The sequence below is a fragment of the Nonomuraea sp. NPDC049750 genome (assembly GCF_040659625.1).
Classification (GTDB): Bacteria; Actinomycetota; Actinomycetes; order Streptosporangiales; family Streptosporangiaceae; genus Nonomuraea.
This window is the reverse complement of record NZ_JBFANB010000027.1, coordinates 101,544-125,229: the sequence shown is the minus strand read 5'-3', so window position 1 is coordinate 125,229 and position 23,686 is coordinate 101,544. Positions and strand designations below refer to the sequence as shown.

Annotated in this window: 22 protein-coding genes and 1 riboswitch; of the genes, 11 read left to right on the top strand and 11 right to left on the bottom strand. The window is 67.8% G+C overall.

Annotated elements, in window-relative coordinates:
* Window positions 1-260 precede the first annotated feature (260 nt).
* The gene (locus tag AB0J16_RS45075) at window positions 261-617 is read left to right on the top strand and encodes a sec-independent translocase (protein ID WP_358551683.1); all 357 of its coding nucleotides are present in this window, start codon (window positions 261-263) and stop codon (window positions 615-617) included.
* Window positions 618-925: 308 nt separating this feature from the next.
* Here AB0J16_RS45075 and AB0J16_RS45070 read toward each other — a convergent pair whose 3' ends face one another.
* The gene (locus AB0J16_RS45070) at window positions 926-1,345 is read right to left on the bottom strand and encodes a MarR family winged helix-turn-helix transcriptional regulator (protein ID WP_358551681.1); all 420 of its coding nucleotides are present in this window, start codon (window positions 1,343-1,345) and stop codon (window positions 926-928) included.
* Window positions 1,346-1,425: 80 nt separating this feature from the next.
* On the opposite strand from AB0J16_RS45070, the gene AB0J16_RS45065 reads away from it, so the two are divergent.
* From AB0J16_RS45065 to AB0J16_RS45035, 7 genes are all read left to right on the top strand, one after another.
* Complete coding sequence (locus AB0J16_RS45065; RefSeq protein WP_358551679.1) at window positions 1,426-2,049, top strand: SDR family NAD(P)-dependent oxidoreductase; 624 nt, start codon at window positions 1,426-1,428, stop codon at window positions 2,047-2,049.
* A gap of 197 nt (window positions 2,050-2,246) precedes the next feature.
* Window positions 2,247-2,312, top strand: a riboswitch (guanidine-III (ykkC-III) riboswitch).
* Between the two features lie 18 nt (window positions 2,313-2,330).
* Window positions 2,331-2,654: a multidrug efflux SMR transporter gene (locus tag AB0J16_RS45060; RefSeq protein WP_358551677.1), complete on the top strand. Its 324-nt coding sequence runs from the start codon at window positions 2,331-2,333 to the stop codon at window positions 2,652-2,654.
* Between the two features lie 195 nt (window positions 2,655-2,849).
* The gene (locus AB0J16_RS45055) at window positions 2,850-3,176 is read left to right on the top strand and encodes a PadR family transcriptional regulator (protein WP_358551675.1); all 327 of its coding nucleotides are present in this window, start codon (window positions 2,850-2,852) and stop codon (window positions 3,174-3,176) included.
* The gene (locus tag AB0J16_RS45050) at window positions 3,173-3,529 is read left to right on the top strand and encodes a DUF1048 domain-containing protein (RefSeq protein ID WP_358551673.1); all 357 of its coding nucleotides are present in this window, start codon (window positions 3,173-3,175) and stop codon (window positions 3,527-3,529) included. The genes AB0J16_RS45055 and AB0J16_RS45050 overlap by 4 nt, the downstream gene beginning before the upstream one ends.
* Window position 3,530: 1 nt before the next feature.
* Window positions 3,531-3,857, top strand: coding sequence for a DUF1048 domain-containing protein (locus AB0J16_RS45045; protein WP_358551671.1), 327 nt, complete (start codon window positions 3,531-3,533; stop codon window positions 3,855-3,857).
* Window positions 3,858-4,508: 651 nt separating this feature from the next.
* Entirely contained in the window at window positions 4,509-5,273 is a 765-nt protein-coding gene (locus AB0J16_RS45040) for an ATP-binding cassette domain-containing protein (RefSeq protein ID WP_358551669.1), read from the top strand.
* Window positions 5,274-5,282: 9 nt separating this feature from the next.
* A complete protein-coding gene (locus AB0J16_RS45035) occupies window positions 5,283-6,044 on the top strand; it encodes an ABC transporter permease (RefSeq protein ID WP_358551667.1) in 762 nt (253 codons plus the stop codon).
* Between the two features lie 265 nt (window positions 6,045-6,309).
* On the opposite strand, the gene AB0J16_RS45030 is transcribed toward AB0J16_RS45035, so the two are convergent.
* Window positions 6,310-7,008, bottom strand: coding sequence for a sulfite exporter TauE/SafE family protein (locus tag AB0J16_RS45030; protein ID WP_358551665.1), 699 nt, complete (start codon window positions 7,006-7,008; stop codon window positions 6,310-6,312).
* Between the two features lie 188 nt (window positions 7,009-7,196).
* Here AB0J16_RS45030 and AB0J16_RS45025 point away from each other — a divergent pair, with 188 nt between their 5' ends.
* Window positions 7,197-7,895 carry an alpha/beta fold hydrolase gene (locus tag AB0J16_RS45025; RefSeq protein WP_358551663.1) on the top strand — a complete coding sequence of 233 codons (699 nt, stop codon included), beginning with the start codon at window positions 7,197-7,199 and terminating at the stop codon, window positions 7,893-7,895.
* A gap of 6 nt (window positions 7,896-7,901) precedes the next feature.
* Here AB0J16_RS45025 and AB0J16_RS45020 read toward each other — a convergent pair whose 3' ends face one another.
* From AB0J16_RS45020 to AB0J16_RS44990, 7 genes are all read right to left on the bottom strand, one after another.
* A complete protein-coding gene (locus tag AB0J16_RS45020) occupies window positions 7,902-12,935 on the bottom strand; it encodes an SDR family NAD(P)-dependent oxidoreductase (protein WP_358551661.1) in 5,034 nt (1,677 codons plus the stop codon).
* Between the two features lie 59 nt (window positions 12,936-12,994).
* Entirely contained in the window at window positions 12,995-14,815 is a 1,821-nt protein-coding gene (locus AB0J16_RS45015; protein WP_358551659.1) for an AMP-binding protein, read from the bottom strand.
* A gap of 51 nt (window positions 14,816-14,866) precedes the next feature.
* Window positions 14,867-16,057, bottom strand: coding sequence for a peptidogalycan biosysnthesis protein (locus tag AB0J16_RS45010; protein WP_358551657.1), 1,191 nt, complete (start codon window positions 16,055-16,057; stop codon window positions 14,867-14,869).
* Between the two features lie 45 nt (window positions 16,058-16,102).
* Window positions 16,103-17,035 carry a sulfotransferase domain-containing protein gene (locus AB0J16_RS45005; RefSeq protein ID WP_358551655.1) on the bottom strand — a complete coding sequence of 311 codons (933 nt, stop codon included), beginning with the start codon at window positions 17,033-17,035 and terminating at the stop codon, window positions 16,103-16,105.
* Window positions 17,036-17,250: 215 nt separating this feature from the next.
* The gene (locus AB0J16_RS45000; RefSeq protein WP_358551653.1) at window positions 17,251-18,429 is read right to left on the bottom strand and encodes a hypothetical protein; all 1,179 of its coding nucleotides are present in this window, start codon (window positions 18,427-18,429) and stop codon (window positions 17,251-17,253) included.
* On the bottom strand, window positions 18,426-18,911 hold the full coding sequence (locus tag AB0J16_RS44995) for a SigE family RNA polymerase sigma factor (protein ID WP_357944289.1): 486 nt from the start codon (window positions 18,909-18,911) through the stop codon (window positions 18,426-18,428). The genes AB0J16_RS45000 and AB0J16_RS44995 overlap by 4 nt, the downstream gene beginning before the upstream one ends.
* A gap of 140 nt (window positions 18,912-19,051) precedes the next feature.
* The gene (locus AB0J16_RS44990; RefSeq protein ID WP_358446048.1) at window positions 19,052-20,188 is read right to left on the bottom strand and encodes an Mrp/NBP35 family ATP-binding protein; all 1,137 of its coding nucleotides are present in this window, start codon (window positions 20,186-20,188) and stop codon (window positions 19,052-19,054) included.
* A gap of 158 nt (window positions 20,189-20,346) precedes the next feature.
* Between AB0J16_RS44990 and AB0J16_RS44985 the strand changes: the two genes are divergently transcribed.
* Complete coding sequence (locus AB0J16_RS44985; RefSeq protein WP_358551651.1) at window positions 20,347-20,850, top strand: MarR family transcriptional regulator; 504 nt, start codon at window positions 20,347-20,349, stop codon at window positions 20,848-20,850.
* 81 nt (window positions 20,851-20,931) lie between these two features.
* Here AB0J16_RS44985 and AB0J16_RS44980 read toward each other — a convergent pair whose 3' ends face one another.
* Together AB0J16_RS44980 and AB0J16_RS44975 are read right to left on the bottom strand one after the other, a co-directional pair.
* Window positions 20,932-21,420: a DUF1003 domain-containing protein gene (locus tag AB0J16_RS44980; RefSeq protein WP_358551649.1), complete on the bottom strand. Its 489-nt coding sequence runs from the start codon at window positions 21,418-21,420 to the stop codon at window positions 20,932-20,934.
* A complete protein-coding gene (locus AB0J16_RS44975) occupies window positions 21,410-22,621 on the bottom strand; it encodes a CBS domain-containing protein (protein WP_358551647.1) in 1,212 nt (403 codons plus the stop codon). Before AB0J16_RS44975 ends, AB0J16_RS44980 begins: the two co-directional genes overlap by 11 nt.
* Window positions 22,622-22,716: 95 nt before the next feature.
* Here AB0J16_RS44975 and AB0J16_RS44970 point away from each other — a divergent pair, with 95 nt between their 5' ends.
* Entirely contained in the window at window positions 22,717-23,679 is a 963-nt protein-coding gene (locus tag AB0J16_RS44970; RefSeq protein WP_358551645.1) for an EamA family transporter, read from the top strand.
* Window positions 23,680-23,686 lie beyond the last annotated feature (7 nt).

Below are 23,686 nucleotides of genomic sequence, written 5' to 3'. Positions count from 1 at the left end.
TTTTTCTTTCACAGCTTTACGGCAGGCACGGTGGGCCCCACCCGCCGTGCGGGGCCGGGGTCTGTCCAGGGGGACGCTCCTCCGGTGGAGGTGGTCGGCCGCCGCGACGAGACGGTGAGACCGCCCGCGTGGTCTTGGAGACCGCCTACGTGGTCTTGCTGAACCGAGACGGGGGCTGGCGACCTGGCCGGGGTGGTTTGGCCTTAGTCTTGAGGGGTCGGGTTGTCCCCGGTTTGGTTGGACTGCGGTAGGAGCAAACGGTGTTCGGACTCGGGTGGATGGAGATCTGCGCGCTGGTCGTCATCGCGCTGCTCGTCTTCGGTCCCGACAAGCTGCCTCAGGCGGCCTCGCAAGCCGGTAAGACGCTGCGTAACCTGCGCCGGATGGCCAACAGCGCGCGCGACGACCTGCGGGCGGGCCTGGGCCCGGAGTTCTCCAACTTCGACCCCAGCGACCTCAACCCCAAGAACTTCGTCCGCAAGCATCTGCTGGAGGACGAGGACGACTGGGCCAGCAAGCCCCAGCAGCTTGAGCCCGTCACCACCTCTTACGATCCTGAGCCGGTCGACGAGCTGGGCTACGGCGAACTGCCTCCCTACGACGCGGAAGCGACCTGAGCCGGGGTACGGCCTGGAAGCGACCTGAGGCGGGGTTTCGGTGTACGGCGCGGTCGTCTACGACCGGACCTAGACCGTGGGGCGCCGGCACGTCGCCCCCGGCAACGCGGTCCCGGCGCCCCCCGTGATGTCGACGTCCGACTCACCCCGCGATGACACCTGCGGCTGGACCAGGGATGACGCCTGCGGCTGGATCCGCGACGACGAAGTGATCGACACGTAGGTCACACGCGCCTTCCTCTGCCGTTTCGCGGCGGTCAGCCGCTTCCAGGGTTTCACGACCCCGGCTCCCGGGAGTGCCGGGTGAGTCAGTCGGGTCCGACGGCACGGTTCAGCAGGGCCATGAGCTGCCGCAGCTCGCTATCGGTCAGCGCTGCCAGCGGGGTCTTCTCCAGCGCCGTCCGGACCAGTTCGTCGCGGACCTGGCGGCCCTTGGCGGTCAGGACCAGGACGCGAGAGCGGCGGTCGGCCGGGTCCACGGCGCGCTCCACCAGTCCCCGGTCGGTGAGCTGGTTGGTGATGAAGGTCAGGTTGGGGGCGTTGCAATACAGGCGTTCGGCCATCACCTTCATCGAGGGGGGCGGCTCTTCCGGGTCGATGGCCCAAAGCGCGTGGAACGTCGCCGGTGTCAGTTGGTGCCCGGCCAGCGCGTGCCCGATCAGGTCGTTGGTCCGCATCCAGATCTCGTGGGTCGCGGCCACCACCGCGGTGAGCTCGGGCGTGGTCATGCCGCCATCCTATAGACGTTTCGAGAATTGAAGGATCGGGCTAGCTTCGATGCTTCGAGACTTGAAGCAATGGGAGTCTGGTGAAAGACGACTTTCGCGACGTCACCGTGCTTGTCACGGGCGCGTCCAAAGGGCTGGGGCGGGCATGCGCGCTGGAGCTGGCGCGCCGGGGAGCGCGGGTGATCCTGCTGGCCCGCTCGTACGGTGACCTGCGAGAGCTCGCCGCCCAGATTCGAGAACGGCACGGCGGTCCGGACACCGAGGTGATCGTCGGCGACCTCGCCGCTCCTGACGGCCCGGAGCGGATCCTGCGGGAGCTGCGCGACCGCCGCCTGACCGTCGACCTCCTGCTCAACAACGCCGGCGCGGGCAGCGCGGGTCCGTTCCTCAATCGTCCGCTCGAGCCACAGCTGCGCTCCGTCAGGCTCAACGTCAGCGGCCTGATCGCGTTGACTCACGCGATCGCGACCGGCTTCTTCGACGGCACCTCAGCCGCGATCGACCCCCGGGCCGACACGCCGGCCACCGTCGCGGCGCGCACGCTGGACGACTACGCCCGGCGGCGGCCGGTGTCCTACCCGGGCCGGGCCGTGAACCGGGCCTTGACCTGGCCCGCGCGCCTGCTGCCGCGCACCGTCGTGGCGCGGATCACCGGCGAGTTCCACCGCCGGCAGCGCCTGCACGAGGTCGTCGACCTCGCCTAGCCGTTCTCGCGGGCGTGATGCTACTCGCGAGGCCGCCGATGCGGGGACGCGGGCCAGGGCTCGTCTGGCAAAGATCTCGGTGGTAGGCAGTGATGTCGTGTCGGTGTCGCCGCCCGCGAACCGCTGGCGGCGTCATGAGTGATCAACAACCAGGGCCGCGGCCGGGAATCCTCAGGTGGTCGCGGCCGTTGTCAGCGATGTGGGGCCGATCGGGTCCCACCCGGACGAGATGCGCCGTACCCGGCCTGCGAAGACGACGCTCCTTGAAGAAAGGGGCTGTCATGGCCTGGCTCATGATCATTGTCGCCGGTCTGTTCGAGGTCGCCATGGCCTACTCGCTCAAGCACGGCAACGGATTCTCCGTACTGCTGCCGAGCATCGGCTTCTTCGTCTTCGCCGTGCTCAGCTTCGGCCTGCTGGCATTGGCGCTCAGGACTCTCGAAATCGGTACGGCCTACGCGGTCTGGACAGGCATCGGAGCCGTCGGCACGGCCGCTCTCGGCATGATCGTGCTGGGAGAAGACGTGTCCGTCATCAAGATCGCCTCGATAGCGCTGATCCTCCTCGGCGTTGTCGGTCTCAACCTGGCGGGTGGCAGTCACTGACGCCTTGACGCCAGATGCGGGTCCGAGGGCCCGGGGCGTCGTCGCGGGTGCACACGCCCGTGGAGCTGCGCGGGCGTGCGGCCATGATCCTTTCTAGTTCGCCGGTCCGCTCGCTAGGCATTTCTTCTCTACTCTGTGCTACTGTATAGTGGTACTCGGTACTACAAAGTACTAGGAGATCGAAGAGGAACCACGATGGACGACCTGACGGAGATGCTGAAGGGCACGCTTGAGGGCTGCGTGCTGGAAATCATCGGCAGCGAGGAGACCTACGGGTACGCCATCACGCGTCGGCTGAATGAACTCGGCTTCGCCGACGTCGTCGAGGGGACGGTTTACACCATCCTGTTGCGGCTGGAGAAGAACAAGCTCGTCCAGGTGACGAAACGACCGTCCGGGGTGGGCCCGCCGCGCAAGTTCTATGCGCTCAACGACGCGGGGCGGCAAGAGCTCACGAGGTTCTGGGCGAAATGGGAGTACGTCACATCACGGATCGACAAGCTCAAGGAGGGCGGGAGATGAACTTCTGGGAGGCCATGACAGGCAGCGATCTCACCAGGGACTGGAAGGCGTTCGAAGTCCGGGCCGCGGCATTGCCGGCCGAATACCGGGCGGCGTGGGAAGAGATCAAGGGTCATCTTTTTCCCTACGGGGACTTCTCGGGTCGCAACCTGATGCCGATCCTCGACAGCGCCCTGGGGTTGCTCGAAGAGACGGCGGCCGATGAGCAGAGCATTCACGAGGTGCTGGGTGACGACATCGCGGGCTTCTGCGCGGCGCTGGTCGGCGGAGAAGGGGCTCGGAGCTATCGCGACCGGTGGCGCGAGCAGTTGAACAGGAACGTCGCAAGGAAACTGGGCCGGCTAGGAGGCTGACGTGGGCATCCAAGACATCATCGAGGGCAAGAAGCAGTGGCGGGCGCATATGGCGCGGGTCAAGGCGCTCCCGCCGGACTACCGGATCGTCTACAAGGAGATTCAGAAGTACCTCTTCAAGGTCGGACCGATCGACCTGTTTGACGGGTCCCTGCTCACAGGGATCCTCGATTTCTTCGAGGAGGGCGTCGCGGCCGACAGGGGAGTCCTGGAACTCATCGGCAACGACGTCGCTGCCTTCTGCGACGATCTGATCAAGGACTCGCGCACCTACGCGGACATCTATCAGGAGTCCATCAGCGGGGAAGCCGGCTCGGCCGAGAAGTAACACCGTCGACCGGTGCCAGGCGGAGTTCTTCCGGCCCCTGGCCATCGACAGCCCGCTTGCCGCTGCGCGCGCCGAGTCGCGCCGCTTGTCTCCCGCCGAAGCCGGCGTCGCGGTCGCCCGCGGCGCTCGATTGGTGGACACCCGTCCGCGCGTCCAGCGGGCGGCCGACGGTGAGATCCCAGGGGCCCGGGGAGGGCTCTGTGGGCGCCGAATCGTCCCTCGGGGGGCGTGTCAGGCCGGTGGGGTGGGCGGGCCTGCCGCAATGTCGTGTCAGCGTCCATGTCAGCACGGCAACGGGCTGGTATCAGCGCGTTCGGCGATGGTGGATGCCATGAACAGTTCAGCGATCGCACTCGTGGCCGCGGGGCGCTCCCGCCTCGGCCGCGACGATCGAACTCTCCAGTGATCCGGCGGAGCCCGTCTTCGCCCAAGGGATGACGGACTCACTCACGAACGGCGATCAGGCCGCCCGCACCCACACGCTCAGACCTCTGCTATTCGGTATTGCTAAGTACTGGTAGTCAGTGTTACTTTATACCGGTAGTCAGTAGCGCTAAATAGCCGCCCGAGGGTCTACGAGCGGAACCGCTTCGCCACTGCCATCGAGCGTGCCGTCGGCGAGAACACCACGAAAAAGGACAGGACGGACTGATGACGACACAACAAGCTGCGGCGATCCAGGTGCAGGGCCTGGAGAAGGCGTACAAGGAGCTGCGGGTGCTGCGCGGCGTGGACTTCGACGTGGCGCGGGGCAGCATCTTCGCCCTGCTCGGCTCCAACGGGGCCGGCAAGACCACGGTCGTGAAGATCCTGTCCACGCTGCTCAAGGCCGACGCGGGGACGGCACGGGTGAACGGCTTCGACGTCGCCACCCAGGCCGCGGACGTACGCGAATCGATCAGCCTGACCGGGCAGTTCGCCGCCGTCGACGAGATCCTCAGCGGGCGGGAGAACCTCGTGCTGGTCGCCCGGCTGCGGCATCTCAAGAAGCCCGGCGAGATCGCCGATGACCTGCTCGCCCGCTTCTCACTCACCGATGCGGGCGGACGCAAGGTCGCGACGTACTCCGGCGGCATGCGCCGGCGCCTGGACATCGCGATGAGCCTCATCGGGAACCCGCCGATCATCTTCCTCGACGAGCCGACCACCGGCCTCGACCCCCAGGCCCGCATCGAGGTCTGGCAGGCCGTCAAGGAGCTCGCCGACCGCGGCACAACGGTGCTGCTCACCACGCAGTACCTGGACGAGGCCGAACAACTCGCCGACCGGATCGCGATCCTCCACGAAGGCCGGATCATCGTCAACGGCACCCTGGACGAGCTCAAGCAACTGCTCCCGCCCGCCAAGGTCGAATACATCGAAAAGCAGCCGACCCTCGAGGACGTCTTCCTCACCCTCGTCGGCACGAAGGCATAAGGAACAACAATGAGCAAGCATTTCCTCACCGACACCACCGTCCTGCTGGGACGATCCCTGCGCCACATCACGCGCAGCCCGGACACCATCATCACGACCGCGATCATGCCGATCGCCATGATGCTGATGTTCGTCTACGTGTTCGGCGGCGCGATCAGAACAGGGTCGGACTCGTATGTGAATTACATGCTGCCCGGCATCCTGCTCATCACGGTCGCCTCGGGCATCGCCTACACCGCATACCGGCTGTTCATGGACATGAAGGGCGGCATCTTCGAGCGCTTCCAGTCCATGCCGACCGCGCGCTCGTCGGTGCTGTGGGCGCACGTGCTGACCTCGCTGGTCGCCAATCTGATCTCGCTCGTGGTCGTGACGCTCGTCGCCCTGCTCATGGGCTTCCGCTCGGGGGCGGGAGTGCTGGCTTGGCTGTCGGTGGCGGGCATCCTGATCCTGTTCACCCTGGCGCTGACCTGGATCGCCGTCATCCCCGGCCTGTCGGCCAAGACCATGGAAGGCGCCAGCGCCTTCTCCTACCCGCTCATCTTCCTGCCCTTCCTCAGCTCGGCGTTCGTGCCCACCGACACCATGCCCGGCCCGCTGCGCGTCTTCGCCGAGAACCAGCCGGTCACCTCCATCGTCAACGCCATCCGCGCCCTGTTCACCCAGCAGCCGGTCGGCACCGACATCTGGATCGCCCTGGCCTGGTGCGTCGGCATCCTCGTCGTCGCCTACGCCTTCGCCATGAACACCTACCGCCGCAAGATCTCCTAAGCCACGTGCGGCAGCTACTGCTCCTTGCCCGTGCGAGCGACGAACGACCTCCCCGGCCGACGCGGAAGCGATCTGAGCCGGGGAGTCGTTTTCCGGCCACTCGGAAGCCAGCTGGGCCGGAAGTCCACGCGGGCGGTCTCACCGTCTCGTCACGGCGGCCGGCCCCCTCCACCGGAGGAGCGTCTCCCTGGACAGAGGCCGACCCCGTGCGGCGGTTGGGGCCCACCGGGCCTGCCGTAAAAGCTGTAGAAGCGGTAAAAGGACGTCAGCCGTTCAGTGCGGCGGAGAGGGTTACCACCGCGCTGACCAGGAGGGCCGCCAGCACCACCTTGCGGAAGCGGTCCGGATCGATGCGGCGGAAGACCGCGTTGCCGGCGAACCACCCCAGCTGCACGATCGGCAGGCCCACCACTCCGATCCAGATCGACTGGGTGTTCACCTCGCCGGCCACGGCGAATCCGACCAGACTCAGCACGCTGGTGCCGGCGAACACCACCGAGAGGGTGGCGCGGAACTTGGTGGGGTCGTAGCCCATGCCCTGGAAGGCGGCGACCATCGGTGGCCCATTGGTGCCGGTCGAGGTGGAGAGCGCACCGGAGATGAAGCCGACTCCCACCAGTACGGGAACATTCCCCGGCACCTTCACGCGCCGCCACACCATCACCGTGCAGCCCAGGACTCCGACCCCGATGAGCGCCGTGAGCACTCGCTCGGACGTCACTCCATAGACCCAGAGGCCGAGCGGCATGCCGAGCACGATGCCGGCCATGGCGATCATGGCCACCTTCCACTCGGCGTGGTGACGCTGCCGCACGGCGATCGTGACGGTCATGGCCAGGGCGGACATCGTCGTGGCGACCACCGCTGTATGAGGGTCGACCGTGAGGGCCAGTAGGGGAGTGGCGACGAGGGCGTACCCGAATCCGGTCACCGCGTGCACTGTTGAAGCGATCAGGATAATCACGGCGGCAGCTAGCAGCGTGGACACCTGCCACACTTTGCCATGATCTACTGAAATGAACCAGTATTCTCGGAAAATTTGCCTCTGGCGGTTGGCGTTGCGATATATGGAGACTGTCCGGGATGGGGTAGTTACACGTTGGTAAATGGTTGGCCCTTGTACTTCGTCACTTGTCAATAGGAGCGAATGAAATGGGTGGTCAGGAGCCTGCGAGCTACATTGTCAGCCCGGCACTCGATGGTGGCCAGGCCGTCATCTTCGTTCCCGGTCTGGGCGGCCGGACGAAGTTCGTGGAGCGGTGGAACGAGCCGGGCCAGGAACCTGTCGTCCGCCGGGCCAACTGGAGCGAGCCGATGAATGTGCCCTCCGTCGACGAGCGCGGCGCGGCGCTCGCGGTCCTCATCGCGGACTCTGGCGCCACGGATGTCGTGCTCGTGGGCCACAGCATGGGTGCTCTGGTCTGCCTGGAGGCGGCCAAACACCTGGAGCGACAGCTTCGCGGCACCGTCGTCATGTGCCAGTATCCGCCGCATCGCACGCCGGTCTCGCCTTTGGCGGAGCTGCCGGACCGGGCATTGGCCGAGGAGTTGGAGGCGCCGTCACACATCATGGAAACGGCGGCTCTCCCCGAGTACGCACGTCTCTGGCGGTCTGAATATCAGCTGCTCAATCGCTATCTTGAGACAGATCCGCGGCCGATGCTCAACGCGCCGATAATCGCGGTCGGCGCCAAGGATGATGCGAGCTCATGGAACACCGAGTGTCTCAATGACTGGAGCCAGTACACGACAGAATGGCTGTCGGTCCACATGATCGACGGCGGCCACCAGATCGTCGAGCAATTGCCTCCCGAGACTCTTCACGAATGGGTCAGGAAGGTTCGTGGCTGAACGCCGCTATGACGTCAGCCGGCGCAGTTCGGCGGCCAGCTCAGCCACCGTCGGGTGGTCGAAGATCACCGCGATGCCGACGTCCACACTGAAAGCCCTGCGGATCTCCTCGACCAGACCCACCGCGGCGAAGGAGTCGCCGCCCAGCTCGAAGAAGTCCTCGTCGGGGCGGACCGACTCCACACCGAATTCGGCGCACCACATCTCCGTCAGCCGAGCTTCGAGCGACGCCTCGTCCGATGGCGCTCCATCCGAGACCCGCTCGGGCGCACGTGCCATGGCCGTCGGCTGTTCAGAGGCGTCGGCGTCGGCGGAGTCTGGCATGCCCTCGGGGGAGTTCTTCAGGACCGAGTCCTCCCCCGACATGGTGATCGCCACTTGTCTGTGGCTGGGCCGACCCAGGAGGCGCAGCAGCATGCTGACCCCGGTCGCGGGCGTGATCCCGTCGTCGGGCGATGACGGGGCATCGGCGCCTCGCTCTTCACGAGAGTCACGAGAGGTCTCGGGGGCGACCATGGATTCGTCGACGCGGCGCATCGTGAAGCCCCTGACCTCGACGGCGACGTCACCGCCGGCCGTCAGCACGTCGATGTCCGCCACGATCGTGTCCGAACCGCTCGGGCGCCGGCGGATGTGGCTGTATGCGAGCCCCGGTATCGACCGGTGCACCACGATCGACTGGTACGCGAAGGGCGCGTGCGGAGGCTCAAGGTCAGGATCCCGCGCCAGCGACACCGCCGCGTCCAGAAGGGTGGGATGCAGCGCGTGCTCGTCGAGCTCATGGTCGAACGCCTCGGGAAAGGTGAGTACGGCGAGCTTCGTGCTGATGTCCTCCCCGGAGGTCCAGATCTCCTCTCCCGGCCATCGCGGCCCGATGGTGAACAGCCGGTTCTCCGCGTCGTTCACGGGTATCCGCCGCTCGGGCAGCGACGCGCGCAGCCCGTCCAGGTCCACCGTGTCCGCCCCGGCGTCCACCAGCAGGATCTCCCCCGTCGTGTGGACGCGGTAGCCGTCAGGAGAGTCGGGGGAGAGCGGCGCGGTGCGAACGGTGAATCGCCAGAGGTCCTCGTGCGGCTCGAAGCCGACCTCGAGTGACACCGGCTCCGGGGTGGTGATCGGCTTCCGGAAGACCATGTGACGCAACTGCGCGGGCCGCCCGTTCGGGCGATCGATCGCCTCGTGGAAGGCGCGCAGGACGAAGTCCACCTGGGCCGTGCCCGGCAGTACCGGTACGCCGTCCATACGGTGTTCGTCCAGGATCGGATAGTTCTCGGCCGACAGCGGGGTCGACCACCAACGCACATCCGATGATGTGTCTTGCGGTGGCCGCCCTTGGCGGGCAGCCATACCGACCTCGGCCCACGAGGGCCAGTTGATGGTCATCGAGGCGCAGCCTGCCAAGGGCTGCCGGCGTACCACCGCATCGAGGAAGGCGTTCGCCGCCGCGTAGTCGGCACCGCCGACCAAGCCCCTGAGCGCCGCGCGGCTGGAGAAGGCCACGAAGAAGTCGAGGTCCGCCCGGCCCCGCAGCACCTCGACCAGCGCCAACGTACCGTGGACCTTCGGTGCGAGCGTTCGCGACACCTGCTCCCGCGTCCGGAACTGGAGCATGCCCCCTCCCGCCACGCCGGCCAGGTGGAAGACCCCGTTGATGCCCCCGAAGGAGTCCGACGCCTGGTCGATCACCCGGCGCAGCGCGGCCACGTCGGTCACGTCGCATGCCTCGACGCGGCACTCGGCGCCGAGAGCCCGGATTTCGGCGAGCTCGGCTTCGTGCCCGCCTGCCACATGGCGGCCCAGCAGCAGCAACCGTGGTCGCAGACCGGTGTCCGCCAGGCCGCGCGCCACCGCCAGACCGAGGCCACCCAGTCCGCCGGTGATCACATAGGCACCCCTGTGCCGCAGGTCGACAGGGCCCGCACCGTCAGGGACGAACTCCCGCTCCCCGGGCACCCAACGCCGATCCCCCCGCAGGGCGACGATCTCGGATCGCTTCCGGCCGCCCAGCTCCGCGATCAGCCGCTCGTCTGTCACGCCGTCTTGGATGTCGACGAGCTTGCACATGGCGCGCGGGTTCTCAAGGATGTAGCTCCGCAGGAGCCCGAGCAGCATGGCCCGCACCGGGTGCACGTTCTCGCCGCCTGTCACGTCAGCGGACAGCTCGGTGATGACCAGGACGTCGCGAGCGCGCTTGTCGGGCGCCCGTCGCGCCGCTTCCTGCAGCAGGTCGACGATTCGCTGGAAACCGGTGTCGAGCTGGTCGTCGATGCCGCTCAGGCCGGGTTCGGCCAGGTCGCCGCCGAGCTGCGTCGCGTCGATGATGAGCTCCGGGTATCGCCGCGAGTCTCTCAGCTCGTCCAGCAGCCGGACGACGTCCGCATCGTGGCGGGGACGGATCACGAACTCCGAGCTCCGGTCCACTGCGCCCGAAACGGCTCCCGAATAGTCCGCTGCTCCCGAATAGGCGGAACCGTGCCGTACCAGCAACGCGTCCTCCAGACCGGCCCTGCCGAGCAGGCCGATCAGCTCGGCGGCTCGTCGCGCATCGTCGGGCAGGAATACCAGTGGCCGGTCCCAGACCTCGGTGTGCCCGGCCGACGCGGCCTCCACCCACGTGGGCAGACGGAACACCGCGCGGCCCGCTGGTTCCCGCGCCTCGTGGACGGGCGCGGGGCCGCTCGGAGACTCGATCCAGTACCGCTCGCGCTGGTACGGGTAGCCCGGCAGAGGTACGCGTTCACCCGTCGCGGCCAGCGCCGACCAGTCCACATCGGCGCCAAGGGTCCACAGCCGGGCCAGCGCGTGAAGGAACGAGCTGCGTTCGGTGGCGCCCTTGGACGGCCCGCTCGGCAGCGTCGGCACCGTCAAATGCCGCTTGGTGCGCACCTGAGGATGTGAGCGCGCCAGGGTGGTGAGCGTCCGCCCGGGACCCACCTCCACCAGCACGCGGTCACCGTCGGACAACACAGCCTCAAGCGCCTGCTTGAACAGGGCGGGCTGGGTGAGCTGCCGGCTCCAGAAGTCCACGCTGCTCACCAGGCCGCCTGTGGACGCGGAGTAGAGCTTCCACCGAGGACGACGTAACTCGATGCCGTCGAAGGCCGGCCGCGCGCCTCCGGGTGACTCGCCCATCGCTCGGGCGCTCACCAGCCGTACCGCTTCCGGAAGGGTGAACACCTCGGCGAGCGTGGCGGCCGCGAACTCCCCGACGCCGTGGCCGAGCAGCGCGTCGGGCTCGATGCCCAGGGCCAGCCACAGCCGCCCCAGCGCGTACTCGACGCTGAAGAGCGACGGCTCTTCCGGCGCCCGCTCCCAGATCTGCCGCTGGGGCAGGCCGCAGGCATCGAAGAGAGCGAAGCACTCGTCGAGTGCCTCGCTGAACGCTGGTTCGGTGCGATAGAGCTCCGCCGCCATGTGGGCGTGCCGCGCCCCTTCGCCCGGGAACAGGAAGACGGTGCTTCGGTCTGCCTGCTCCTCCGGGGTGACGATTCGCCTCCCGTGGTCACGTACGGCATTGGCCGCGTCGGACATGCTCTCGACCACCACAGCGCCTCGCACCGGGTGCGGCGTACGCCCCTGCCGCAGCGTGAACGCGACGCTGGAGAGCGGGTCCGCGCTCTCCTTGAAGGAGCGGGCAAGCTGCTCCGGGTACGCCTCGGCCGCGGACGGCGTCCGTCCTGACCACACGATCAGCTGCGTAGGCCCCGGAGCGGGGTCGACCACGCGGGGCGGCGGCTCTTCGAGTATCGCGTGCGCGTTCGTGCCGCCGATGCCGAAGGAGCTGACCCCTGCCAGGCGTCGCTGCCCGGCCGATCGAGGCCAGGGCCGCAGCGTGTCGTTGACGAAGAAGGGTGAGCTCCCGAGCTCGAGGAACGGGTTCACCTCCGTGAAGTTGACGCTCGCGGGGATCTGCTCATGATCGAGCGACAGCGCCGCTTTGATCAGCGACGTGATCCCTGACGCGTGACCCAGGTGGCCCACGTTTCCCTTGATCGATCCGATGGGACACCGCCCGGGTGCGAGTCCCGACGTCGCCCGAGCGCTGAACGCCTTCCTCAGCGCCGCGATCTCGATGGCGTCACCCAGTCGAGTAGCGGTGGCGTGCGCCTCCACGTACCCGATGTCCTCGGGACCCACGCCGGCCAGCTCCATGGCTCTCAGCACGACCTCCGCCTGCCGATCGGCGCTGGGCGCGGTGAAGCCGACCTTGTTCGCGCCGTCGTTGTTGACGGCCACAGCCCGGATCACCGCGGTGATCCGATCGCCGTCTGCCATGGCGTCGGCGAGCCGCTTGAGCACCACGACGCCGACGCCGCTGCCGAAGATCGTGCCGGTGGCCGCCGCGTCGAAGGGGCGGCAGTGGCCGTCCCGGCTCAGCGGGCCGTCCTGGGCCCACCAGTACCCGTGACCGACGGGGAACTCGACGTCGGCACCGCCGGCCAGAGCGACGTCGCACTCGTGGAGTCGGAGCGCGTTCACGGCGAGATGTACGGCCACGAGCGAGCTCGAACACGCGGTCTGCACGGTCATGCTGGGGCCGTGCAAGTTCAGCTTGTACGAGACCAGCGTGGACGCGCTGTCAGGGTTGTTCCACATGCCGGCCGCCATGCCGGTGGCACTCCGGAGCGCCTCAAGGTTTCCGAGGATGCGGCCGACCCCGTAGCGGTTCGCGGCGACCGACGAGAACACACCTGCCTTACCAAGCCTCAAGGCGTCATAACCGGCGTTCTCGACAGCGGCGTGCGAGGTCTCCAGGTACAGCCGTAGCTGCGGGTCGCACACCTCGGCCTCACGCCGGTTCAGGCCGAAGAACCCGGCGTCGAACAGGTCGATGCCCTCAGGCTCGGCCACCGCCCGCACGTAAGCCTGGTCGTCCAGCGCTTCACGCGACACGCCGCTCGACCGGAGCTCGTCCTCGGACGGGAAGCGCACCGCCTCCTCGCCGGCCACGAGGTTCCGCCAGAGCCGCTGGGTGTCGACCGCTCCCGGGAAACGACCGGCCATCCCGATGATCGCGATCGGCTCAACGAGGTTGCCCATATCGTCCGCCCTCCGATTCGCTTGCTGCCGCTCCGTACGGGGAGCGAGCCGTCGCGGGGTCAGGACACGTCGTCCAGGTTCTCCCGCAGGTAGTTGGCAAAGGCATTCAGGGTGGGGTAGCGAAAGACCAGCAGGGGAGAGATCTCCGTGCCGAGCTGTACGGAGACCTCCGACACGAACCGCATGAGGGACATCGAGGTGAAGCCGGCCTCGAAGAAGCCGTCGTCAGGGTCGATCCGGCCGTCGCTGCGGCCTTGGCCGAGAGCGGAGCGCGCGCTCTCGTGCAGTACCTCCCACAGCGTCGCCGCGGGGTCCTCAGCCTGTGCGGCGTCCACGACCGCCGGTTCGTCTGGCAATGAGTCGCGCACCTCGATGCTCGAGGGCACGACCGCGGGGTCCAGGTGGGCGTGGAGCGCCGCACGAAGCTCGTCGCTGTCGATCGCCGTCGTGGAGCTCCCTACGACGGTCAGGCGTACGGATCCGACTCCGCTGCTGTCTTCGACGAACGTCGCCACCGCTTCGGCGACACCGGCGACCAGGGCGGCCGCGCCCTCGATCTCGTCCAGCTCCACCCGCGCGCCGTTGACCTGGACCTGCCGGTCCGCCCGGCGTACGAAGCACATCGAGCCGTCCGGTAGCCGACGGACGATGTCGCCGGTGTCGTACCAGCGGCCGTCAGGGCCGGTGGTCAGCAGCGGGGTCCCGTCCGTATAGCCGAGTGCGCAGGCGGCGGCTTCCACGTGCAGCCGGCCTTCCGGACTCTCGCCGCCGGCCGTGTCGATGGGCACGATCTTGACCACGGCATGGTCGAGCGCGCGCCCGATGGGAACCGGGTCCTCACCCGCCACCCCCTTACCGGGCGGCACCTGGTGCACGCACACGACCTGCGGCGTCTCCGACGCGCCGTAGCAGTTGGCGATGGTGGCCTGTGGGGCGAACCGTGCCGTCGACCGCAGCGCCGCTGCCGTGAGCCGGGCCCCCACCGAGCAGACCACCCGCAGGCTGTCGACGGGGAGACCCGACGAGCCCGCCATGAGCTGGAGGAGGACCGGCGAGCCCTGGAGCACGGTGATGGAATGCTTCGAGAGCCAGGCCGCCAGCAGCCGGGGATCCGCGGCCGTGCGACTGTCGGGAATGAACAACGTCGCACCGGTGAGCCAGGGCGCGATCAGCTCTCGCAGGCTCGGATCGTGGCCGGGCCTGCTGAGAAAGGCGATCCGATCTGATTCGTCCATGGGCAGTTCCTTGAAGAACGCCATACTGGCGGCCTCGAAGGCCGCTCGTCCGACGACGATCCCCTTGGGCCTGCCCGTCGTGCCGGACGTGAAGAGGATATGACTGACTCCTCCCACATCCTCTTCGTCCTCTTCGTCGAACCCACGGAGTCCGTGGAGCCCATCGAGTCCATCGCCCCCATCGAGGCGCGAGGGTGACGGGACACCGTCGTCCAGCAGCTCCAGGCCGGCCGGGGCGGACGATGGTCCGAAGGTCGCCACGGCGCCAGTGGCCGTCAATGCTCCACGCACCCGCGCGGCACCCCAGTCTCCCAGGATCGCCGGGACGGCTCCCGCGCTCCAGAGCCCCACGATCCGCGCGACGAACTCCGGGCTCCGGTCCGCCGGCACGCCCACCACGCGGCGCGTCAGGTGGTGACCCCGCACGACGCCGCTGATGTCCTCGCTGAGCGCGGCGACGTCGCCGAAGGTGATGCCACGATCTTCGTGAACCAGGGCGACCCTGCTCAGGTCACGAGGCACCCGTCCGAGAAGTCCTGGGGGGACGGCGCTGGTGGCGGTGTTGGTCGCGGTGTTGGATGTGGTGCTGGTCGTCGTTCTGGTCGTGTCACGGACGGGGCCGGCCGGCTCGTCCACTCGGCTCACGCTAACCTCCCTCGTGGGCATGACATCCAGCCCGTCGGATCGATGTTGCGTTCACAGCAGCTCATCCCACGCCGAGTGAAAGTACCTGGGGTGAGCGCTGCGTAGTTCGCGCCAGTGCTGCCTGCGGTTCTCCGCCGGCGTGGTGTCGATCTGGCCGTTGGGGCCGCCTCCGGCCGTCGCCCACGCCAGGTGCACCAGCGGGAGCACGGCCGAACCACGCCGGGCCTTGCCCAGCTCCGCCCCGGCGCCGGTGACGACTCTCGACAGCCCCACCGAATAGGCGTACTTGATGGGTTCGTAGACCGCCGCGTTGAAGTACACGAACGGGTCCGGCGCCTCGTCATCGAGGCGCCCGAAGTCCGTAACGTACAGCCGGTCATGCCAGCGGCACATGACTCCAGCACCGACGAGACGACCCCGCACACGGCACAGCACAGCCATCGACGAGGCGTCTCCCAGCGCGGCCGAGTACGCGGACAGGCGTCGCGTGACCGCCTCCACGCTGTACGCCATCCCGTGCTTGGCCCGCACGTTCACGATCATCGGCGCGATGGTCGTGATGGCTTCACCGAGAGGTACGGTCTCGGCCGCACAGTCCTTGGCGAAGAGCCCGACCTCCCTGCGGACGCTGGTGCGGGTGTTCCGTGGCAGCGTCGCCAGGTAATCCTCGAAGTCCCCACCGGGGAGCTCCAGTTCAGTCTGCGCGACGCTCGCCAATCGATGATGGTCTCCGTCGCCGACGACCGGAGCGAGGTCTCTCCACGCGGAGGCGTCGAGGAACAAGAAGAAGGTGTACGGAAGCCCGCGCTCGACCGCGACGGCGCGGGCGGCATCCCGAAGTGCGTGCAGGACCATTGTCCTGGTCGAAGTCGGCAGGGTGCGGTCCACGATGAGCCGCGTACTGAATCCCGCGCAGGAACCGGCCAGCAATCCCAGCCGGCCGTCGAGCGAACTCGCGGCGTGCAGCAGGTCTTGGAAGTGGAGCTCCGGCCAGTACAGGTAGTCACCACGACTGGGGAGCGAGTCATAGAGGGGAAGGGCACCGACGATTCGCGGATGCCCAGATTGTCGGGCGATCAGGTACATGACGGGCCCGTCACCGGATCGCTCAAGAGCCGTCAGCCACGCACGACTCTGGAACATGTCCCGCGGGTCAGCGACGTCATCCCACACGCACCCGGCGACGTCGTCCAACGAGGGGACGCGCTCGACCGTCACGAGCCCGGCCGCTTCTGGCGACATCTCCGGAATTTCCTGATGCTTCATCGAAACCCGGCAGTCATACCGTCACCTGGCCCCGTGATGGAGCCATTCGCGCAGGTCTGGCTCCGCGAGCTCGGCTATCCGACGGTCGTAGTGTGCTCGATCCTCATCGGTGAGGAACTGCTGCCATTGGCCCGACTTACCACTGCGGAAAAAGCGTTTGTGATCGCGGATGTAGCCCAGCTGCTCGTCGGGTGCGAGTTCATCGGCGCGATTGCGCATCTGCTGGAACGTGGCGGCCTCGACCAGTTCCGGCCACTTGCTCTCGTCGATCTCGATGCCGAGCCGTTCGGCGAGCCGTCGCATCTGGCCGGCGAGATCGTTGGAGAGGTCGGCGTAGTGGAGCAGAATGACATTCGGCTCCGCGCGGCGAATCCATGCGCGGCTCTGCGTCCAGATCAGCGCACGCAGCGAGTCGAGATTGTCGTACGGCGAGTCGTCGTTGTCCACCCAGCGTAATAAGTACTCTCGTTCGTCGAGGAAGTCCCTCTCGTCATGATCGTCGACCTGGACTTCAGCCGCCGCGTTTCCGGGGTGGGCGGCCTGATGGATCAATCGACGAATCACGTCACGCTTGAGATTCTTGCCGTGGCTGCGCAGGGAGATGGCGACATCGCGCGGGTCCCGCCCCACCGTGATGTAGGTGACCTGCGGGTCGACCGGGATGCCGTCGAGCGGAATGTGGGTTTTGATGAAACGGCGGTGTTGCTGCGCGGCGAGGTTGTCCCAAACCTCCTGTTTCGGACGCACGAGCATGTCGATCCACGGTGAGAGGCTCGACAGTGGCGCGGGTAGCTGGGGCGTCTGGAAAATCAGGAGCGCGCAGATCGTCTGGGTCCAGGTGGTGCCGCATTTGGCCGGCGAATTAATGACAATATCGCCGGGCCGGAATTCGAACGCGTCCCACCGGGAGCTGTCTTCCATCGGTGTGAGGTAATGGACTGGATGCGTCGTCATCAACGTGAGTTTAATCACATTATGAGAGTTAAGGAAGGTATGTGATTGCCTGTGTGCATTCAGTGATAATAATGCGCAAATTGATGACATTTCCGATCTGACTGCAGGGGAATTCCAGCCACAACAAATCCCCTGGTGGGACATGGTCATTTCGCTGGCATTTGGCGAGAATCGCGCTCGTTGCCGGGGCCCGGCCGCTCACGCGCATGGTGGGCTCATCCACTGCGCAGGGAGTAGGCGGTCACACTCTTGGGCAGGTCGGCGACGCGTGACAGGGCGCCGGTGTGGATGTTCCAGCCGAGCAGCCTGTCCCCGCTCTCGACGATCACCGTGTCCTGGCCGATCCAGCCGCGCACGGGGCACCCGCCCTTCCCGCACCTCCTGCCGGAAGAATCTCCCCAGGGCAGGAGCAGCGTCCTGGCCACCCGTCCCGTGGCGATGTCGGCCACGACGACCACGTCGGCTTCCTTCGCCTGGTCGTGGCGGGCGAACGCGGACCTGGCGACGAGGCCGCCGCGCTGCCATCCGTGGTTGCCCAGGACGCCCACGGGCATGCCGCCCTTGTCGGTGATGTCCCGGACGTTCAGTGCCACCTCCGACCCGCCCTCCTGGATGACCGTCCAGCCGCCTTTGGCGGGCGAGACGATCCTGAGGTCGCGGTAGCCCGCGACACCCGTGAATCCCTTGTACGGCTGCCGCCGCGCCTTCCCCGTGGACAGGTCGAGCTGGTAGTTCGCCTCCTCCTGCTCGACGAGGAGTTGGTCGCCGCGCCAGAGCACCATCTCGTTGAACCCGGGCACCGGGTAGCGCCTGGCCTGGCCGATCACGAGGTCGACGACCACCACCTCGTCCTTCTGCGGGAAGGCGGCCATCGTCCCGTCGGGGGCGAGCGAGTTGGGCTTCAACGGAGTCCCGCCGTTGCCGGCCGAATCCACGAAATCACCCAGCTTCACATCGAGAGGGATGCGCCCGCCGGATTTCATGATGTAGATCCGCCCGTCGCCGTACTCGGCCAGCGCCAGGACGGGCCCGGAAACGGTGGTCACGACGGGGATGTCGGCCCACCTCTCCGGCAGCGCGGTCGCCAGGGTGGGCAGTCCCGCCTCGCCGCTGGGCGGCGGAGCTGTGTCCATGGGGGGAGTCGGCGGGATCGTGGCCGTGGGTGTGGGCGTGACGCTGGGATACACGGTGACGCCGCGCTCGACCGGCTCCGGGGACACGACGATCCCCACCACGACGAGAACGGTGACCGTCGCGGCCGCCGCGAGCACCGTCCACCGGCGGCGAGTACGGCTCCGCGTGCCCTGCCGCCACAGCTCGCCCGCGCGGGACGACCCCTCGGGCAGAGTCTCGGCGAGATCATTGAAGAGCTCCCGCAGCCCCTGGTCGGTCATATCAACACCTCTTCCAGCTCGGGAGCGACCTCGCGTAACCGCTTCAGGGCCGCGTGCGTCTGGCTCTTGACCGTCCCGGACGAGACTCGGAGGATCGCCGCGACCTCCCCGACCGGCAGGTCTTCGTAGAAGCGCAGCACCAGCACCGCCCGCTGCTTCACCGGCAGCCTGGCCAGCGCGCGGGCGAACACCACCTTCAGGTCCGACGCTTCCGAGGTGTCGTGATCCGCCTGCTCGGGCGGCTCTCCGTAGGCGAATTCCCGTCGCCGCCGCCAGGTGGACGCCACGTCCCTGTACAGGGTGGTACGCACGTAATTGACCGGGTCGGTATGTACTTTCGACCAGCGGCGCGCCAGCTTGATCAGGGCATCCTGGAGTACGTCCTCGGCCAGATGCCTGTCACCGCTGATGAGGATGGCGGCACGCAGCAGCCGCGGGTGCCAGGCGGCGACGAAGGCCTCGAACGCCTCGGAATCCGTCATATAGACAAGACGCCCGAGAGGGGATGAACGGTTGGGGCTTCTACGAAATCAGCCGTTGCCAAAGGGGCCCGCGCTGAGGAGCGGGCCCCTTTGGACCTCCACGGTCGGAGGAGTGGGCAATACGGACGTTGGGCCGGACGTCAGCGGTTGGGGGACAGGCCCAGCTGGAGGCCCTTCAGGCTGCTGGAACGCTTGCTCAGCCCGGCGGCGATCGTGCGGAGCTCGGCCGCGGCCGGAGAGTCGGGGTCGGTCAGGACCAGCGGCTTGCCCTCGTCCCCGCCCTCGCGGAGGCGCAGGTCGATGGGCACCTGGCCCAGAAGGGGGACCCGAGTCCCCAGTGTCCGGGTCAGAGCGTCGGCCACCGTCTGGCCGCCACCCTCGCCGAAGACCGAGATGCGCTCGTCGCAGTGCGGGCACGGCAGCCAGGCCATGTTCTCGATGACGCCGGCGATCTGCTGGTGCGTCTGCGCGGCGATCGAGCCCGCCCGCTCGGCCACCTCGGCGGCGGCCATCTGCGGGGTGGTGACCACGAGAAGCTCGGCCGACGGCAGCCGCTGCGCCACCGAGATGGCGATGTCACCGGTGCCCGGCGGCAGGTCGAGCAGCAGGACGTCGAGGTCGCCCCAGTAGACGTCGGCGAGGAACTGGTGGAGCGCGCGGTCGAGCATCGGCCCGCGCCAGACCACCGCGCTGTTGCCCTCGGGCTTGAACATGCCCACCGAGATGACCTTGATGTCATGCGCCACCGGCGGCATGATCATGTCTTCGACCTTGGTGGGGCGCTCCGAGGCGCCGAGCATGCGCGGGACGCTGTGGCCGTAGATGTCGGCGTCGACGATGCCGACCTTGAGCCCGCCGGCGGCCATGGAGGCGGCCAGGTTGACGGTGACGGACGACTTGCCGACCCCGCCCTTGCCGCTGGCCACCGCGAAGACGCGGGTCAGCGAGCCCGGCTGGTTGAAGGGGATCTCCTTCTCGGGGCCCCGATCGCCGCGCAACGTGGTCTGGAGCTTCTTGCGCTGCTCGGTGCTCATCACATCGAGCTCGATCTCGACGCCAGTGACACCCTCGAGTTTGGTCACCGAAGTGGCGACGTCGCGGCGGATCGTGTCCTTCATCGGACATCCGGCCACGGTGAGGTAGACACCCACGCGAACGACACCGTCGGCACCGATGTCGATGCTCTTGACCATTCCGAGATCGGTGATCGGGCGACGGATCTCGGGGTCGATGACGGTGGCTAGAGCGGCCGTCACCAGTTCCTGTGTTGGTGCCATCTAAGTCTCGGCACGAGGGAGTGCCGTCCCTCCTTAGTCGTATATGTGTGACCTGGCGCTGCACGCCGGTGAGGATGCCCCTCCATCGTATGAACCAGGGACCCCCTGCGGATAATCCGCGCTGTTTAGGTGTCCGTGCAACGTTCTAAGGTTACTCCGTGACTCTTCTGCGCGACGAGGGCCTCACCACCGACCGCCCCACCGGCCTCACCGGCCCCACCGGCCTCACCGCCGAGGAGCTGGCGGTCTGGCGGATGCTGCAGCGAGCTCAGGTGCACATCACCCGCCACCTGGAGGCCGAGCTGCTCGTGGCCCACGGCCTGCCGCTGGCCTCCTACGACGTGCTGACGCAGCTGGCCGAGGCACCGGACCGGCGACTGCGGATGAACGACCTGGCCGGCCGGGTGCTGCTCTCCCGCAGCGGCCTGACCAGGCTCATCGACCGGCTCCAGCGTGACGGCCTGGTGGCGCGCGAGGCGTGCGCGAGCGACGCGCGGGGGCTGTTCGCGGTGCTGACGGACCGCGGCGCGGCCCGGCTGAGCGAGGCCACCCCCACTTACCTGCGCGGAATAAGATCCGAGTTCCTCGACCTGCTGGGGCCCGGCGAGATCCGCCTGGTCCGCGAGATGCTCGCCAAACTGCCCATCACCGCCGCTCCCTGAGCCCTGCCGTTCCTCAAGGGCCACCGCTCCTTAAGGGCCACCGCTCCTTAAGGGCCACTGCTCCTTAAGGGCCACCGCTCCTTAAGCGCCGCCGCGCTCACTGCCGTTTCTTGAATTGAGCTCCTCCGCCAATCGCTGCAGCTCCGAGCGGAGATAGTCCCGGGTGGCCACCTCGCTGATCGCCAGCCGGAGCCCGGCGATCTCGCGGGTCAGATATTCGACGTCGGCCTGGTTGCGGTCGGCCGCCGCCCGGTCCTGCTCGTACTGGACGCGGTCCCTGTCGTCCTGCCGGTTCTGGGCCAGCAGGATCAGCGGCGCGGCGTACGACGCCTGCAGGGACAGAATGAGCGTGAGGAAGATGAACGGATAGGGGTCGAACCGCAGGTCGGTGGGCGCCAGGACGTTCCAGGTCACCCAGACCGCGACGAACGCCGTCATGTAGACGAGGAACCTGGCCGTACCGAGGAAGCGGGCGATCTGCTCCGACAGGCGGCCGAACGCCTCGGGGTCGTAGTGCGGGCGCAGCGAGCGGCGCAGCGCGCGTGGCTGGTCGAGGCGTTCAGTCGTCACGGTGTGCCCTCTCGCGCCAGTCCTTGGGAAGCATGTGGTCGAGTACGTCGTCGACCGTCACCGCGCCGACTAGCCTGCCCAGCTCGTTCACGACCGGCGCCGCCAGCAGGTTGTAGTTCGCCAGGTAGGAGGCGACCTCGTGCACGGTCAGCTCCGGCCTGATCGGGTCGACCGAAGGGTCGATGGCCGAGCCGAGCAGCGTGGAGGGCGGTTCGCGCAGCAGCCGCTGGAAGTGGGCCATCCCCAGGTAGGCGCCCGTCGGTGTCTCTGTGGGCGGCCTGGTCACGTAGACCTGCGCCGCGACGGCGGGCGCCAGATCCTTCTGCCGCAGGTGGGCCAGCGCCTCGGCGACCGAGGCGGTGGGCGGCAGGATCACCGGCTCGCTGGTCATCATGCCGCCCGCGGTGTCGTCGGCGTAGGTGAGCAGCCGCCGTACGGGCGCCGCCTCCTGCGGCTCCATCAGCGCGAGCAACTGGGTGGCCTGCTCGCTCGGCAGGTCGTGCAGCAGGTCGGCGGCGTCATCGGGGTCCATCGCCTCCAGTACGTCGGCCGCCCGCTCCACCTCCAGTGACCGCACGATGGCGATCTGGTCGTTGGGCGGCAGCTCCTGCAGGGTGTCGGCGAGCCGGTCGTCGTCCAGGGCGCGGGCGATCTCGATCCGGCGCTTGTCCGGCAGGTCGTGCAGGGCACTGGCCAGGTCGGCGGCCCGCATCGACTCGAAGGCGGCGATCAACCCGGCGGCTCCCTGGTCCTTCTGCAGGACGCCGAACCCCGACACCTCGCTCCAGTCGACGATCCTCGTCTCGCGCCGCCGCCTGCCCCGGTAGACGGCCACCTTGGTGATCTGCCAGAACGACGGCTTGGTCTCCTCCATCGCCACGTCGTAGACGGTGACCGGCTCGCCGTCGAGTCGCACGGTGAGGTCGAGCATCTGGGCGATGACCAGCGTCTCGGTGTCGCGCTGCTCGAACCTGCGCATGTTCAGCCGGCCCGTGAAGATCACCGCGCCCGCTTCGATGCCGCGCACCCTGGTGATGGGCAGGAAGACCCGGCGCCGCGGCTGGATCTCGACCACCATGCCGTGCACGCTCGGCGGATTGCCGTCGTGCGGCCCGACCACGACGTCTCTGATGCGGCCGATCTGATCGCCCGCTGGGTCGAAGACCGGGGTCCCCGCCAGGCGGGCCACGAAGATCTTCACGTCAGCAGGCTAACAGTGCCCCTCCATTGCGCTCCGGACGCCCGGCGTGTCAGTATCAAAAGTACATTACGGTGATTACGAAGTTGAGGTCGATCGTGAAGTACCCAGGGCTCGCGCTGGCTTTCGTGTCCTCGTGCTGTTTCGCGTTCTCGGGCCCGATGGCCAAGTACCTGATCGCCGCCGGGCTGGCCCCGATCGAGGCGGTCTGGACGCGCATGGCGGGCGCCGGCGTGCTCATGGTGGTCGTGTTGGCCCTGGTCAAGCCGCGTGCTCTGCGGATCCCGCGGTCGCGGCTGCCGTTCTTCGCCATGTACGCGATCGTGGCGGTGGCCGCGGTTCAGTCACTGTACTTCGTGGCCATCACGCGGTTGCCGGTGGGGATCGCGTTGCTGCTGGAGTTCATGGCGCCGGTGATGGTGGTGCTCTGGGTACGTTTCGTCCGCCGGGTACGGCTGGCCCGCGCGGCCTTCGTCGGCGTCATAACCGCCGTGGCCGGCCTCGCTATCGTCGTGGAGGCCTGGCAGGGCCTGCGACTCGACGCCCTGGGCCTGCTCCTCGGCCTGCTCGCCGGAGCCTGCTGCGCGGGCTACTTCCTGATGAGCGACAGCTTCGGCGACGACGTCGACCCCCTCGGCCTGATCGGCTGGGGCCTGATCGGGTCGGCCGTGATCCTGGTGCCCTTCGCCCGCCCGTGGGACATCCCGTGGGACGCCTTCACCCGTACCGTCACCCCCTCGGCGGGCGCGCACACGCTGCCGGTGCTCGGGGCGTACCTGTTGATGGTCCTGATCGCCACGGTCGTCGCGTACATCCTGGGCGTGAACGCGGTCCGCCGACTGACGGCGGCGGTGGGCGCCACGGTGGCCTCACTGGAGGTCATCGGCGGCGCGGTGGTGGCGTGGGCGCTGGTGGGGGAGACGCTGGGCGTGTTCCAGATCGTGGGCGGCCTGATCGTCCTCACCGGCGCCCTCCTCGCCCAAACCGCCACCGAACAACGACCGGAACCGAGTACGAAGCCCAGCCCGGACGACCTTGAGCAGCCGGTCGGCGTGGTGTGAGTTTCGG